This is a genomic window from Mixta gaviniae, from assembly GCF_002953195.1.
GTDB classification, from domain to species: Bacteria; Pseudomonadota; Gammaproteobacteria; order Enterobacterales; family Enterobacteriaceae; genus Mixta; species Mixta gaviniae.
Window position 1 is genome coordinate 1,424,376 of record NZ_CP026377.1, and the last position, 13,967, is coordinate 1,438,342.

Below are 13,967 nucleotides of genomic sequence, written 5' to 3' on the forward strand. Positions count from 1 at the left end.
TTACTGCATAGCACAATCTATTATTTATCGTGTAACGAGTCGTCTTCGCGACAGTCGCCCAGCGCGCAGTGACCATACAGATAGAGGCTGTGGTTGGTCAGTTTGATGCCGTGACGCGTGGCGATTTCACGCTGACGGGCTTCAATGGATTCATCGCTGAACTCGATGACCTTGCCGCAATCCAGGCAGATCAGATGATCGTGGTGGTGCTGTTGGGTCAGTTCAAATACGGATTTACCGCCTTCGAAATTATGACGCGTGACGATACCGGCATCATCAAACTGGTTCAGCACGCGATAGACCGTCGCGAGACCAATTTCTTCACCCATATCAATCAGGCGTTTGTACAAATCTTCCGCACTGACGTGATGGCACTCAGGTTCCTGAAGCACTTCCAGGATTTTTAGTCGCGGAAGCGTAACCTTCAGGCCGGCCTTCTTTAATGCGGTGTTATTGTCAGTCATGCGGATATTGTCCTGTTACTTTGCTAGTCACAATGTGGCTGAACAGCCATGAACATCGGTCGACGCTAAGTTAATAGCGTCTCATTATAGAACTGATGCTTCGAAATGAAAACCGTAAGGGGATGCGTGAAGTCGCAAGTGGAAGTATGAAAAGATCGCTACGTCCGGCGTTGTTCATGCTCATTAATGCTGCGTTTACATTTCGCTTAATCCTGCCGCTTTACAGCTCGACGGCAGGAAAGCGCGTGACCGATACGGGTATTCTACCGACTCATTGATAAAATTTTCAAACCCGTACCTATCATTTCTATAGGAAAAACCTGTTACGCAATGTGATACAGCACACAATAAGCAGTGAAATCAGGCTTCCAGGATTTCCTGCAGATGCAGCTCTTCGTAAATCTGCTTCACCCACTTGTCGACGCGTTCGTTGGTCAGCTCAGGCTGACGGTCTTCGTCAATCGCCAGGCCAAGGAAATGTTTGTCATCGGCCAGGCCTTTAGAGGCTTCGAAGTGGTAGCCTTCGGTCGGCCAGTGGCCGACGATCACCGCGCCGTTCGGCTCGATGATATCGCGAATGGTGCCCATCGCATCGCAGAAATATTCGGCGTAATCTTCCTGGTCGCCGCAGCCAAATAGCGCCACCAGCTTACCGTTGAAATCGATCTCTTCCAGCGTCGGGAAAAAATCATCCCAGTCGCACTGCGCTTCGCCGTAATACCAGGTTGGAATGCCTAACAGCAGGATATCAAACGCTTCCAGATCTTCTTTACTGCTCTTGGCAATATCATGCACTTCGGCAACGTCGCTACCGAGTTGTTTCTGGATCATCTTCGCAATGTTTTCTGTATTGCCGGTATCGCTGCCAAAGAAAATGCCTACGATTGCCATGAGTTTAATAACCTCTTGAAACTTAAATATATGGTAACTGCCCGTGGTATGCAGATTACGGCAATAATAGCAGAGACCGTCTGGAGGCGGAACTCGTAAAGCCGCTGCATTTGTTCCTTCGTGCGCTTCTTCCAGCCGTTTAAAGCGCCTTTAGCTGGGCGAGGATCATCTCTTCAATCAGCTCGCTGCGGCTTACGCCGCGCTCGGCGGCCATCGCATTAAGCGCGTCGACCGCTTCGCTGTTCATCTTCAGTTCAACGCGCCGCAGTCCGCGTACTTTGTCACGTTTCAACTGATTGCGTTTGTTGATACGGAGTTGTTCATCACGCGACAGCGGACTGGTTTTCGGGCGTCCCGGGCGACGTTCATCTGCGAACAGATCGAGCGTGGTCCGGTCCGTGTGTTCTTTTGCCATAGAATCGTGATACTGAATGGGCTGCGCGTGCGCGCCGCGCATGGTGACGTTTTGGGCCGGTTTGCCGCCGTTTCAGCAGCGGCAAAATTTTAGCGCGCCATCATACCCTGTGGAAAGAGGGAGGACAATCTTTGTCGGCCGGTTAACGCATTGCTTTTACAGCGCTAAAAAGCGGCGTACCGCGCGCAACACCGCATCGGGCTTTTCGGCATGCACCCAGTGTCCGGCACCGGCGATGACGTGCGCGCGCGCCTGCGGAAACTGCGCCAGCAGCGCATTGCGATGAATATCATCAAGATAGGGCGAAAGCTCGCCGCGGATAAACAGCGCCGGGCCGGGCCACGACGGCACCGTTTCCCAGCCGGAGATGCTGGCGTAGTTATCCCACAGGGCAGGGACGTTGAAGCGCCATTCGCCGTCATGAAACGATTTCAGTAAAAACTGAATCACCCCTTCCTCGGTGATAGACGCGCGCATCACCTCGGCCGCCGCGGCGCGCTGCGTCACACCTGCCTTCGTCACCGCGTTGACGGCGGCGAAAATCGTGTCGTGACGGCGAGTCTGATAATCGACCGGGGCGATATCGATCAGCACCAGCTGTGCGAGGCGTTCGGGCGCCAGCGCCGTCATGGTCATGGCGATTTTGCCGCCCATCGAGTGGCCGATGACCGTCGCCTTATCGATGCCGTGGCGATCGAGCGTCTCCAGCATATCCTGCGCCATTGCCCGGTAGCTCATCTCGTCGCTACGCGGCGACAGCCCGTGATTGCGGACATCAACCTGAATCAGCGGCCGATCCGCTTTTAAGCCGCGCGCCAGCACGCCCAGATTATCCAGGCTGCCGAACAGGCCGTGAATCAACAGTACAGGGGTAGCGTCCGCATCGGACTGCTCAGTTTGCAGGCGAGTATTCAAATTCATGGCAAAGTTCTTACAGTTGAAAGGAAAGCTTAGGTTATCATGGTTTTCACTCTCCCTGCCGGTCAGTCAGTGGTTGTTCGCCGGGTTGCTTTGCGGCATATTCTGACTTTTGCCTGCAAGCGCCAACGTCGCTACCGACCCGCAGGATTTAACTTTATAATCCTTATGTTAGAACGTCGGCACCGGCCGCCTCGCTTTTCAGCGATCGCCCGCCGCGCCGGCTTCTGCCACAAGCAATTACCGTACGGATGAAGATGAAAACGATTGAAGTCGACGAAGAGCTATACCGCTACATTGCCAGCCACACGCAGCATATCGGTGAAAGCGCCTCGGATATTTTACGGCGTATGCTGAAATTTACCGCCGGTCAGCGCGCTCCGGCAGCGACGGCTGTCGTTCCGACCGCCGCCCCGGCTCCAGCAATGGTTGCCAGCGTTCCTCAGGAAAATGAAGCGAGCAAACCGGCTCCCCGTCCACACGATCGGGTGCGCGCCGTGCGCGAGCTGCTACTCTCTGATGAGTACGCCGAGCAGAAAAAAGCGGTGAACCGCTTTATGCTGATTTTGTCGACGCTCTATGGTCTTGATCCCGACGCGTTTGCTGAGGCCACTGCTTCGCTGCAGGGACGCACCCGCGTTTACTTTGCCGGCGACGAACACACACTGTTGCAGCATGGCACCCATACCAAGCCGAAGCACGTGCCCGGCACGCCGTATTGGGTGATCACCAACACTAACACAGGTCGCAAATGCAGCATGGTGGAACACATCATGCTGGCAATGCAGTTCCCGCAGGAACTGACTGATAAGGTTTGCGGCACCATTTAACTGAAGCGTCAGGGAGAAGCGCCAATGGCCAATCACCCCCGTGCCGGGCAGCCTGCCCAGCAGAGCGATTTGATTAACGTTGCACAATTAACATCTCAGTATTACGTTCTGCAGCCAGAAAAAGGCAATGCGGAACACGCGGTGAAATTTGGCACCTCAGGCCATCGCGGCAGCGCCGCGCGTCGCAGTTTCAATGAAACTCACATTCTGGCGATCGCCCAGGCGATCGCGGAAGAGCGCAAGAAAAACGGCATTACCGGGCCGTGCTACGTCGGCAAAGATACCCATGCGCTGTCAGAGCCGGCGATTCTCTCGGTGCTGGAAGTGCTGGCGGCCAATGGCGTCGATGTGATTGTGCAGCAGGATAACGGCTACACGCCGACGCCGGCGATCTCCAACGCAATCCTTGAACACAATAAAGCGGGCGGCGCACAGGCTGACGGCATCGTGATCACGCCGTCCCACAACCCGCCGGAAGATGGCGGCATCAAATACAATCCGCCTAACGGCGGCCCGGCCGACACCAACGTCACGAAAGTGGTGGAAGATCGCGCCAACCAGCTGATCCAGGGCGACCTGAAAGAGGTGAAACGCCTGCCGATCGATCAGGCGTGGAGCAGTGGCCGTATCCAGGAAAAAGATCTGATCCAGCCATATGTGGAAGGGCTGGCGCAGGTGGTGGATATGGACGCCATCAAAAAAGCGGGCCTGAAAATCGGCGTTGATCCGCTTGGCGGTTCCGGCATGGAGTACTGGAAGCGCATCGCTGAACATTATCAGCTTGATCTGACCATCGTTAACGACGCTATCGACCAGACTTTCCGCTTTATGCATCTGGATAAAGATGGCGTGGTGCGTATGGACTGCTCGTCCGAATGCGCGATGGCGGGCCTGCTGGCGCTGCGCGACAAGTTCGATCTGGCATTCGGCAACGACCCTGACTACGACCGTCACGGCATCGTCACGCCGGCGGGCCTGATGAATCCAAACCACTATCTGGCGGTGGCGATCAACTACCTGTTCCAGCATCGTCCACAGTGGGGCGATGAGGTCGCCGTCGGCAAAACGCTGGTTTCCAGCGCAATGATCGACCGCGTGGTTAACGACATCGGCCGTAAGCTGGTGGAAGTGCCGGTCGGCTTTAAGTGGTTCGTTGACGGCCTGTTCGACGGCAGCTTCGGCTTTGGCGGCGAAGAGAGCGCCGGTGCCTCTTTCCTGCGCTTCGACGGCACGCCGTGGTCAACCGATAAAGACGGCATTATCCTTTGCCTGCTGGCGGCGGAAATCACCGCGGTCACCGGCAAGAACCCGCAGCAGCACTACGACGAGCTGGCCCAGCGCTTCGGCGCGCCGAGCTACAACCGTCTGCAGGCTTCCGCAACGTCCGCGCAGAAGGCGGCGCTTTCTAAACTGTCGCCAGAGATGGTCAGCGCCGACACCCTGGCGGGCGATCCGATTACCGCACGCCTGACCAGCGCGCCGGGCAACGGTGCCGCGATCGGCGGCCTGAAAGTGATGACCGATAACGGCTGGTTCGCCGCGCGTCCGTCAGGCACTGAAGACGCCTATAAAATCTACTGTGAAAGCTTCCTCGGCGCGGAACATCGCGAAAAAATCGAGAAAGAAGCGGTAGAGATCGTCAGCGCGGTGTTGAAAAACGCCTGAGGCTGAAAGGGTAAAAAAAGGCGCTGACCAGTCAGCGCCTTTTTTATTGCCTGCGCGGCGGCTCAGGGCATAAAGCGATAGCCGATGCCGGTTTCGGTCAGCAGGTGCGCGGGACGGGCGGGATCCTGCTCCAGCTTTTGCCGCAGATGGCCCATATAAATACGCAGGTAGTGGCTATGCTCAACGGCGTTAGGTCCCCAGACGTGGTTCAGCAGCTGGCGCTGGGTCAGCACCTTGCCGGGGTTATTCAGCAGCAGTGCCAGCAGGCGAAACTCGGTCGGCGTCAGGTGAACCGTTGCGCCGTCGCGCAGGATATGGTGCGCCGCGAGGTCGACCTGTACCTGGCCGAACTGAACTGCGCTATTTGGCGTCTGCTGGCCGGCCTGACGACGTAGCGCCACCCGTACGCGCGCCAGCAGCTCCCCCACGCCGAACGGCTTGGTGAGAAAGTCATCGGCGCCGGCATCCAGCGCCGCGATCTTATCCTGCTCATCGCTGCGTGCGGAAAGCACAATGACCGGGATATTGCTCCACTGGCGCAGCTCGCGGATAAAGTCGAGACCGTCGCCGTCAGGCAGGCCGAGATCGAGGATCGCCAGGTCAGGCTTGCGCGTCGCAGCTTCAATCAGACCGCGCTGCAGGGTATCGCTGTCGTAAACGCGCAGCGCCTCGCTTTCCAGCGCTACGCGCAGAAAACGGCGGATCTCTTTTTCATCTTCAACAATCAGTACGCTGGTCAAAGCAGTGACTCTCCATCGCCACGTCAATATGACGAAAACAGCACTGTAACAAAACCCGCTGCGCTTTGCGTCTGATTCCGTACGGAGCTGAATAAACATAAATGCTATTTAGCGTTAACATATTTGTAACTCAATTACGTTATTTCGGGTGAGCTGCGCTTTTTTTCTGCAATTTAGTGGTCGGATGAGTAGTAAAATTACACAATCAGGCTTATCATTCTTTCTTAACGAACGTTGCTGTTCATTCCTTTCAGGAGGCGTAGGTTATGTACTCTGTTTATTCCCTGCCTAAAATTATCCTGCGCCGTACGGCGGTGCTGCTGATCGGCGTGCTGGCGCTGCCGGTCATGCTATTCCGTCGCGACCGGGCGCGTTTTTACAGCTACCTGCACCGTATCTGGAGCAAGACCAGCAGCAAGCCGGTCTGGCTGGCGCAGGCGGAAGCAGCAGGCGGCGACTTTTACTGATTGTCAGCCGTTTCACCAGCGAGCGTAATGCCATCATCCCACCTTATGGTGGGATTTTTTTTGCGCAGGCGCCCAGCCCGGCTGGATTTTAAGTGCGTCCCGCGTCGGCTTCAGCTACACTTAAACTTATACAAGCTTTGAGAGGTTGTACAAGTATGAGCGAGAAAATACCGGTAGGGATCAGCGCCTGTTTGCTGGGAGACAGCGTCCGTTTCGATGGCGGCCATAAACGTTTGGCTTTCGCTACAGAGGAACTCGCTCCCTATGTCCGCTATGAGCCGATCTGCCCGGAAATGGCGATCGGCCTGCCGACGCCGCGCCCGGCGCTGCGCCTGGTGAAAAAAGAGGACGAGGTCGCTCTCTGCTTCAGTAAGACCGGCGGCGAAGAGATCACCTCGCAGATGCACGATTTCGCCGTGCAAAAAGTTGCCGGGCTGCATCACCTCTGCGGCTATATTCTCTGCGCTAAATCTCCCAGCTGCGGCATGGAGCGGGTGCGTATTTATGAACCTGACAGCAACAACAACCGTAAAGAGGGCATCGGCATCTTCGCCCAGGCGCTGCAGCGTGAAATGCCCTGGCTGCCGATGGAAGAGGATGGCCGCCTGCATGATGACGTGCTGCGGGAAAACTTCGTCAGCCGCGTCTACGCGCTGCATGAGTTCAACCAGCTCTGGAAGGAAGGGCTGACGGCGCATGGCCTGATGGCCTTCCATACCCGTTATAAGCTGCTGCTGCTTGCTCATTCGCAGCAGGAGTATCGCAAACTTGGGCCCTTTGTCGCCGCGATGCACACTTTTGACTCGCTGGAGGCGTACGCAACGGAATACCGTAGCCGCCTGATGCAGCTGATGTCACACCGTGCCTCGCGTAAAAACCACACCAATGTTTTGATGCACGTTCAGGGTTATTTCCGCCGTCAGCTCTCGTCGGCGCAGCGTCAGGAACTGGCGTCGCTGATCGATCGCTATCGCCAGGGAGTACAGCCGCTGCTGGCGCCAATTACCCTGCTTAAGCACTACATGAAAGAGTATCCGCACGAATGGCTGTCCCAGCAGCGCTACTTCGAACCCTACCCTGAAGCGCTGCGCTTACGCTACGGTCGTTGAGATAACAGGAGGTAACATGGCCACCCATCTGGTCTGGCTGCGCAATGATCTGCGCCTCAATGACAATAGCGCCCTCTGGGCCGCCTGCCGCCGCCGCGAGGATCGCGTTCTCGCGCTGTTTATCGCCACACCGCAGCAGTGGCGTCAGCACGATATGGCGCCGCGTCAGGCGGAATATATCTGGCGCAGCCTGCAGCTGCTGCAGCAAGGGTTGGCGGAGAAGGGCATCGCGCTGCACTATCACCAGTGCGACGATTTCAGCGCCGCGGTCAGCTATCTGCAGCAGTTTTGCCGTGAACGCCATGTCGATGCGCTGTTCTACAACTATCAGTATGAATTCAACGAGCGGGAACGGGATGCGGCGGTCGAACGTCTGCTACCGCAGCAGGGCGTGACGGTGCAGGGGTTCGACGACAGCGTGCTGCTGCCGCCGGGCAGTGTGCGCACCGGCGAGGGTAAAATGTATAAGGTGTTTACGCCGTTCAGCAAAGCGTGCCTGAAGCGCCTGCGCGGCGATTTGCCGCCCTGTCTGCCGGCGCCGGAAGCGCGCGCCCACGTCACCGCTGACCAACCTGCGCCGCTGGCCCCTTTTGATTATCCGCGTCAGTCGATTGACGAGCAGCGTTTTACGCCTGGCGAAGCCGCTGCGCTGCAGCGCCTGCGCGCGTTTTGCCGCCAGCGGGTGGCGGATTACCCTGCGCGGCGTGATTATCCGGCGGATGAGGCGACCAGCGGCCTTTCCGTTTGTCTGGCCGTCGGCACGCTTTCGCCGCGCCAGTGCCTGCATCGCCTGCTGCGCGAGCAGCCGCATGCGCTGGAGGAGGGGGCAGGCGGCGTCTGGCTCAACGAACTGATTTGGCGCGATTTCTATCGCCACCTGCTGGTGGCCTTCCCGGCGCTGTGTAAAAACCAGCCCTTTATGGCGTGGGCCAGACAGCTCGCCTGGCAGCAGCGCGCCGACCATTTCACCGCCTGGTGCGAAGGAAAAACCGGCTATCCGATTGTCGATGCTGCGATGCGCCAGATGAACGCCACCGGCTGGATGCATAACCGCCTGCGGATGATCGCCGCCAGCTTTCTGGTGAAGGATCTCCAGATCGACTGGCGGCGCGGCGAACGCTATTTTATGTCGGTGCTGATTGATGGCGACCTGGCGGCAAATAACGGCGGCTGGCAGTGGGCGGCGTCGACCGGCACCGACGCGGTGCCCTATTTTCGCATTTTCAACCCCACCACGCAGGGCGCACGCTTCGACCCGCAGGGCACATTCATCCGCCGCTGGCTGCCGGAGCTGGCGGCGGTACCGGACAGTGATATTCACGATCCGCACGGCTGGGCGAAGAAAAATCGTCAACGGCTCGATTATCCGTCGCCGATCGTGGAACATAAGGCGGCGAGAGAACAAACCTTAGCGATTTTTGAAGCGGCGCGTAAAGCGTCGCCAGTGATCCCCCCGGAGCAGGTGAATGAATAATTTTGAACTGGAGCAGATCGTCAATCAGCAGCTGAACAGCGCCGCGTTTAGCGACTATGCGCCGAACGGTCTGCAGGTGGAAGGGCGCGAGCATGTCAAAAAGATCGTAACCGGCGTAACCGCCTGTCAGGCGCTGCTGGACGAGGCGGTACGGCTGCAGGCGGATGCGATAATGGTACATCACGGCTACTTCTGGAAAAACGAAGCGCCGGCAATTAAAGGAATGAAGCGCCGTCGCCTGCGCACGCTGCTGGCGAATGACATCAACCTCTATGGCTGGCACCTGCCGCTGGATGCGCACCCGCAGCTGGGTAACAATGCGCAGCTGGCGCAGGCGTTCGGCATTGAGGTGCGCGGCGAAATCCAGCCGCTGGTGCCGTGGGGCGAATTGCAAACCCCGCTGAGCGGCGAGGCGCTGGCGGCGCGCATCGGCGAAACGCTGGGACGTCAGCCGCTGCACTGCGGCGATAACGCGCCGGCGCAGATCCGTCGTATCGCCTGGTGTAGCGGCGGCGGCCAGGGCTTTATCGACAGCGCGGCGGCGTTTGGCGTCGACGCCTTTATTACCGGCGAAGTGTCGGAGCAGACCATCCACAGCGCCCGCGAGAACGGGCTACACTTCTTCGCCGCCGGTCATCACGCCACCGAGCGCGGCGGCATTCGCGCGCTGGGCGAGTGGCTGGCGGCGCAGCATTCGCTGGATGTCACCTTTATTGATATCGACAATCCCGCCTGATCGCCAGCTTTTCTGTTTTGCGGCGGGAGCCTTCCCGCCGTCATCTCTGCGTCACATCTCCATGCAAACCGGTTGACACTCCGTCAGCATCCCCGCATAACTACCTGTCCAGAATGAATAAGTCATAGCATTGCGTTATGTCAGGAGGTGAGTTTTGCAAAGGGCACGTTGTTACCTGTTGGGGGAACGCGCGGTCGTGCTTGAGCTGGAACCGCCCGTATCGCTGCAGAGCCAGCAGCGAATTTGGGGATTAACGCAGCGGCTGCGCGACTATCCGCAGGTGCTGGAAGCGATTCCCGGAATGAATAATCTTACGGTGGTGCTGCGCGATCCGCAGCATCAGGCGCTGGACGCCATTGAACGGCTGCAAACCTGGTGGGAGGAGAGCGAAGCCGCGATCCCCACATCGCGCGAGGTTGCGATCCCGGTAATCTATGGCGGCGAGGCCGGCCCCGATCTCGAGGTGGTCGCGCGGCACTGTCAGCTGACGCCGCAGCAGGTGGTGGCGGCCCATGCCGCCGTACTGTATGACGTCTATTTCATCGGCTTTCAGCCCGGCTTTCCTTATCTGGGCGGGCTGGACAGCCGCCTGCATACGCCGCGTCGCGGTGCGCCGCGCGTACAGGTGCCGGCGGGATCGGTCGGCATCGGCGGCAGCCAGACCGGCATCTATCCGCTCGCCTCGCCCGGCGGCTGGCAGCTGCTTGGCCGCACCACGCTGCCGCTGTTCGATCCACATCAGCAGCCGCCGACGCTGCTGCGTCCGGGCGATCGCGTCCGCTTTGTGCCGCAGAAGGAGGGCATATGCTGAAGATCATTCGTGCCGGGATGAGCGCGACGTTACAGGATGGCGGACGCAGCGGCTGGCGCCAGTTCGGCATCAGCGGCGGCGGCGTACTGGACCAGCCGGCGATGCGCACCGCCAACCTGCTGGTAGGCAACCCGCAGCAGCAGGCGGTGCTGGAGATCACCCTCGGACAGTTTTGTGCCGAGTTTGGACGCGACGGCTGGTTCGCGCTGACCGGCGCAGGCTGCAACGCCGAGCTGGATGGCCGCCCGGTCTGGACCGGCTGGCGAATGCCGATTAAAAAAGGGCAGCGCCTGACGCTCTCGATGCCGGTGCGCGGCATGCGCAGCTATCTGGCGATCAACGGCGGCTTCGCGGTAGAGCCGCTGCTCGGCTCCTGCAGCACCGATCTTAACGCCGCTTTCGGCGGCTGGCAGGGCCGGCGCCTGCAGGATGGCGACGTGCTGCCGCTGGCGGCCCCGACGCGCGACTTCCGTGACAAAGCGGGCGTGCGGCAGCTGCTGTGGGGCAACCGCCTGCGCGCGCTGCCTGGCCCGGAATATCATGAGTTCAGCCATGAATCGCAGGAGGCATTCTGGCGCGTCTCCTGGCGGCTCGATCCGCAAAGCAACCGTATGGGCTATCGCCTGCAGGGACGACCGCTGGCGCGTGAAAGCCGGCGCGAGCTGCTGTCGCACGGCCTGTTGCCCGGCGTGATTCAGGTGCCTCATAACGGGCAGCCGATCGTGCTGATGGCCGACGCGCAGACCACCGGCGGCTATCCGCGCATCGCCTGTGTGATCGAAGCCGATCTTTACCATCTGGCGCAGATCCGCCTCGGCGAACCGATCCATTTTATTCACTGCACGCTGGAAGAAGCGCTGCAGGCGAAACAGCAGCAGCAGCAGGTACTGGAGCGCATGTCATGGGGGCTGGAAGATGAAAATTGATTTAAACGCCGATTTAGGCGAAGGGTGCGGCAGCGATCGCGAGCTGCTGCAGCTGGTCAGCTCGGCGAACATCGCCTGCGGCTTTCATGCGGGCGACGCGCAAACCATGCTGCAATCGGTACGCTGGGCGCGCGAGTTCGGCGTGGCGATCGGCGCGCATCCCGCTTTCCCCGATCGGGAGAATTTCGGCCGCAGCGCGATGCAGCTGCCACCGGAGACCGTCTACGCGCAGGTGCTGTATCAGATCGGCGCGCTGAAAGCGCTGGCGGAAAGCGAAGGCGCATGCCTGACGCACGTAAAGCCGCACGGCATGCTCTATAACCAGGCGGCACGCGATGCGACGCTGGCGGACGCCATCGCGCGCGCGGTCAGGGCCGCGGGCGGCGATCTGCTGCTGGTGGGGCTGGCGGGCAGCGAATCGGTGCGCGCCGCGCAGCATTACGGCTTGCGTACCCGGGAAGAGGTGTTTGCCGATCGCGGCTATCAGGCGGATGGTTCGCTGGTGCCGCGCGGTCAGCCGGGCGCGATGATCGAAGAAGAAGAACAGGCGATTTCGCGTACGCTTTCGATGGTGCGAGAGGGTAAAGTCGAGAGTGTGACGGGAGAGTGGGTCGCGTTACGGGCGCAGACTGTCTGCCTGCACGGCGATGGCCCGCACGCGTTGGCTTTCGCCCGTCGTCTGCGCGACGCTTTCGCCGCGCAGCAAATTTTGGTCAGCAGCGACGGCTGACATTTTGCCCCGGCGCGCCGGGGATTTCATCAGGAGAAATAGCATGCAACCTCTGGTTAATTTATGGCCGCTGCTCGGCATCGCAGCCATCGTGGTCGGCTTTTTACTGCGTTTCAACCCGGTGCTGGTGGTGATCATCGCCGGCATCATCACCGGCGTGGCGGCGCATATGCCGCTGGCCGACATTCTGGAAAAACTCGGCTCGGGCTTTCTCAGCACGCGCAACCTGCCGTTTATCCTGCTGCTGCCGCTGGCGGTAATCGGCCTGCTGGAGCGGCACGGCCTGAAAGAACGGGCGCAGGCGTGGATAGCGACGATTAAAACCGCTACCGCCGGACGCCTGTTGACGGTTTACCTGCTGGTGCGCGAGGCGACGGCGGCGCTGGGGCTGACCAGCCTGGGCGGCCACCCGCAGATGGTGCGCCCGCTGCTGGCGCCGATGGCGGAAGGGGCGACGGAAAACCGTTACGGCGAGCTGCCGGAAGCGGTGCGTCACCGGCTGCGCGCCATGTCCGCCGCGACCGATAACGTCGGGCTGTTCTTCGGGGAGGATATTTTCGTCGCCTTCGGCGCGATTATCTTTATGCATAACTTTATGCTGGAGTCGGGCGGCATCCAGACCGAGCCGCTGCATATCGCGCTGTGGGGCATCCCTACCGCGGTGAGCGCCTTTATTATCCATTCCCTGCGGCTGCGTCGGCTCGACAGGAAGCTGGCGGCGGAACTGAGCGCGTTGAATCACGCCGCGCTGCAGCAGAAAGGAGGCCGCTAATGTTTCAGCAACAGTATCTGTTTTACCTGGCCGGCCTGATCCTGCTGGTAGTGGCGTTGATGTCGTGGCGCGACAAAGCGAACCCGCGCCGCTTCACCACCGGACTGTTTTGGGGGCTTTACGGGCTGATGTTTTTCATCGGCGACTGGGCCTACCGGCTGGCGGAGCAGTTTGCCGGCGACGGCGCGGCGGGGGCGCGTAGCCTGCATATCGTTATCGGCGCGCTGGTCGTGCTGATGGCGCTGATCGCCGGCTTCGGCGGCGTACGGCTGGGCCGCTACCATCAGCGCAGTGACGATGAGCGTCAGCAGAGCGCCAGCCGCCTCGGCAACCGCCTGTTCCTGCCGGCGCTGGCGATCCCGCTGGTAACGGTGGCTGGCGTGCTGGCGTTTAACCATATTCCCGGTTTGCAACAGGGGCTGTTCGGCGCGGGCAACCACTCCACGCTGGTGACGCTGTTTTCCATGACCGTCGGCTGCTTCGTCGGCTGGCTGGTGGCGCTGAAAATCAGCCGCGAAAAACCGGCGCAGTCGCTGCAGGAGGCGCGACGTCTGCTGGATGCTATCGGCTGGGCGTTTATTCTGCCGCAGATCCTCGCCACTCTTGGACTGCTGTTCACCACGGCGGGGGTGGGGTCGGCTATCGCGCACCTTACCGAGCAATATCTGGCGGTGGATAATCGCTTTATCGCCGTGGCGGTATTCGTACTGGGCATGGCGCTGTTGACCATGATTATGGGCAACGCCTTCGCCGCGTTCCCCATCGTCACCGCCGGCATTGGCATTCCGATCCTGGTTTTACAGCATGGCGGCAACCCGGCGGTGATGGCGGCAATCGGGATGTTCTCCGGCTACTGCGGCACGCTGATGACGCCAATGGCGGCTAACTTTAATATTGTGCCAGCGGCGCTGCTGGAGCTGCCCGATCGCAACGCGGTGATCAAAGCGCAGACGCCAACCGGCGTGCTATTGTTAATTGTTAACATTTTTCTGCTCTATTTCCTGATGTTCCTGTGAGGC

At 59.7% G+C, this 13,967-nt stretch carries 16 protein-coding genes; 11 read left to right on the forward strand and 5 right to left on the reverse strand.

The genetic code is table 11. From position 1 onward, the window contains the following. Nucleotides 1-20: 20 nt before the first annotated feature. The 4 genes from fur to ybfF form a co-directional block, all read right to left on the reverse strand. Nucleotides 21-464, reverse strand: coding sequence for a ferric iron uptake transcriptional regulator (fur, locus tag C2E15_RS06575; protein ID WP_038627408.1), 444 nt, complete (start codon nt 462-464; stop codon nt 21-23). Between the two features lie 360 nt (nt 465-824). Next, nucleotides 825-1,355, reverse strand: coding sequence for a flavodoxin FldA (gene fldA, locus C2E15_RS06580; RefSeq protein WP_104956658.1), 531 nt, complete (start codon nt 1,353-1,355; stop codon nt 825-827). A 139-nt stretch (nt 1,356-1,494) separates the two neighbouring features. Then, nucleotides 1,495-1,770: a LexA regulated protein gene (ybfE, locus tag C2E15_RS06585; protein ID WP_104959101.1), complete on the reverse strand. Its 276-nt coding sequence runs from the start codon at nt 1,768-1,770 to the stop codon at nt 1,495-1,497. A 156-nt stretch (nt 1,771-1,926) separates the two neighbouring features. Continuing rightward, nucleotides 1,927-2,691, reverse strand: coding sequence for an esterase (gene ybfF / locus C2E15_RS06590; RefSeq protein ID WP_104956659.1), 765 nt, complete (start codon nt 2,689-2,691; stop codon nt 1,927-1,929). 254 nt (nt 2,692-2,945) lie between these two features. On the opposite strand from ybfF, the gene seqA reads away from it, so the two are divergent. Further along, nucleotides 2,946-3,518, forward strand: a complete 573-nt coding sequence (seqA, locus tag C2E15_RS06595) for a replication initiation negative regulator SeqA (RefSeq protein ID WP_104959102.1) — start codon at nt 2,946-2,948, stop codon at nt 3,516-3,518. A gap of 24 nt (nt 3,519-3,542) precedes the next feature. Next, entirely contained in the window at nt 3,543-5,183 is a 1,641-nt protein-coding gene (gene pgm, locus C2E15_RS06600) for a phosphoglucomutase (alpha-D-glucose-1,6-bisphosphate-dependent) (RefSeq protein WP_104956660.1), read from the forward strand. A gap of 62 nt (nt 5,184-5,245) precedes the next feature. On the opposite strand, the gene kdpE is transcribed toward pgm, so the two are convergent. Continuing rightward, nucleotides 5,246-5,923 carry a two-component system response regulator KdpE gene (gene kdpE / locus C2E15_RS06605; RefSeq protein ID WP_104956661.1) on the reverse strand — a complete coding sequence of 226 codons (678 nt, stop codon included), beginning with the start codon at nt 5,921-5,923 and terminating at the stop codon, nt 5,246-5,248. A gap of 266 nt (nt 5,924-6,189) precedes the next feature. Between kdpE and C2E15_RS06610 the strand changes: the two genes are divergently transcribed. From C2E15_RS06610 to C2E15_RS06650, 9 genes are all read left to right on the forward strand, one after another. Continuing rightward, nucleotides 6,190-6,390, forward strand: a complete 201-nt coding sequence (locus C2E15_RS06610; RefSeq protein WP_104956662.1) for a YbfA family protein — start codon at nt 6,190-6,192, stop codon at nt 6,388-6,390. Between the two features lie 155 nt (nt 6,391-6,545). Further along, nucleotides 6,546-7,499 (forward strand): YbgA family protein, encoded by a 954-nt coding sequence (locus C2E15_RS06615; protein ID WP_104956663.1) that lies wholly within the window; start codon nt 6,546-6,548, stop codon nt 7,497-7,499. Between the two features lie 16 nt (nt 7,500-7,515). Further along, nucleotides 7,516-8,973, forward strand: a complete 1,458-nt coding sequence (gene phrB, locus C2E15_RS06620) for a deoxyribodipyrimidine photo-lyase (protein ID WP_104956664.1) — start codon at nt 7,516-7,518, stop codon at nt 8,971-8,973. After that, nucleotides 8,966-9,709, forward strand: a complete 744-nt coding sequence (locus C2E15_RS06625; RefSeq protein WP_104956665.1) for a type 2 GTP cyclohydrolase I — start codon at nt 8,966-8,968, stop codon at nt 9,707-9,709. Before phrB ends, C2E15_RS06625 begins: the two co-directional genes overlap by 8 nt. A gap of 154 nt (nt 9,710-9,863) precedes the next feature. Then, a complete protein-coding gene (pxpB, locus tag C2E15_RS06630; RefSeq protein ID WP_104956666.1) occupies nt 9,864-10,520 on the forward strand; it encodes a 5-oxoprolinase subunit PxpB in 657 nt (218 codons plus the stop codon). After that, on the forward strand, nt 10,514-11,446 hold the full coding sequence (gene pxpC, locus C2E15_RS06635) for a 5-oxoprolinase subunit PxpC (protein ID WP_104956667.1): 933 nt from the start codon (nt 10,514-10,516) through the stop codon (nt 11,444-11,446). The genes pxpB and pxpC overlap by 7 nt, the downstream gene beginning before the upstream one ends. After that, a complete protein-coding gene (gene pxpA / locus C2E15_RS06640) occupies nt 11,436-12,176 on the forward strand; it encodes a 5-oxoprolinase subunit PxpA (protein WP_104956668.1) in 741 nt (246 codons plus the stop codon). The genes pxpC and pxpA overlap by 11 nt, the downstream gene beginning before the upstream one ends. 43 nt (nt 12,177-12,219) lie before the next feature. Next, the gene (locus C2E15_RS06645; RefSeq protein ID WP_104956669.1) at nt 12,220-12,948 is read left to right on the forward strand and encodes a DUF969 domain-containing protein; all 729 of its coding nucleotides are present in this window, start codon (nt 12,220-12,222) and stop codon (nt 12,946-12,948) included. Next, complete coding sequence (locus C2E15_RS06650) at nt 12,948-13,964, forward strand: DUF979 domain-containing protein (protein ID WP_104956670.1); 1,017 nt, start codon at nt 12,948-12,950, stop codon at nt 13,962-13,964. Before C2E15_RS06645 ends, C2E15_RS06650 begins: the two co-directional genes overlap by 1 nt. The last annotated feature ends 3 nt before the right edge of the window (nt 13,965-13,967 follow it).

Coding starts and splice junctions, on each gene's coding strand:
- phrB (WP_104956664.1), top strand. CDS start 7,516: ATGGCCACCCATCTGGTCTGGCTGCGCAATGATCTGCGCCTCAATGAC.
- pxpC (WP_104956667.1), top strand. CDS start 10,514: ATGCTGAAGATCATTCGTGCCGGGATGAGCGCGACGTTACAGGATGGC.
- fur (WP_038627408.1), bottom strand. CDS start 464: ATGACTGACAATAACACCGCATTAAAGAAGGCCGGCCTGAAGGTTACG.
- C2E15_RS06615 (WP_104956663.1), top strand. CDS start 6,546: ATGAGCGAGAAAATACCGGTAGGGATCAGCGCCTGTTTGCTGGGAGAC.
- pgm (WP_104956660.1), top strand. CDS start 3,543: ATGGCCAATCACCCCCGTGCCGGGCAGCCTGCCCAGCAGAGCGATTTG.
- ybfE (WP_104959101.1), bottom strand. CDS start 1,770: ATGGCAAAAGAACACACGGACCGGACCACGCTCGATCTGTTCGCAGAT.
- ybfF (WP_104956659.1), bottom strand. CDS start 2,691: ATGAATTTGAATACTCGCCTGCAAACTGAGCAGTCCGATGCGGACGCT.
- C2E15_RS06625 (WP_104956665.1), top strand. CDS start 8,966: ATGAATAATTTTGAACTGGAGCAGATCGTCAATCAGCAGCTGAACAGC.
- fldA (WP_104956658.1), bottom strand. CDS start 1,355: ATGGCAATCGTAGGCATTTTCTTTGGCAGCGATACCGGCAATACAGAA.
- C2E15_RS06645 (WP_104956669.1), top strand. CDS start 12,220: ATGCAACCTCTGGTTAATTTATGGCCGCTGCTCGGCATCGCAGCCATC.
- C2E15_RS06650 (WP_104956670.1), top strand. CDS start 12,948: ATGTTTCAGCAACAGTATCTGTTTTACCTGGCCGGCCTGATCCTGCTG.
- seqA (WP_104959102.1), top strand. CDS start 2,946: ATGAAAACGATTGAAGTCGACGAAGAGCTATACCGCTACATTGCCAGC.
- C2E15_RS06610 (WP_104956662.1), top strand. CDS start 6,190: ATGTACTCTGTTTATTCCCTGCCTAAAATTATCCTGCGCCGTACGGCG.
- pxpA (WP_104956668.1), top strand. CDS start 11,436: ATGAAAATTGATTTAAACGCCGATTTAGGCGAAGGGTGCGGCAGCGAT.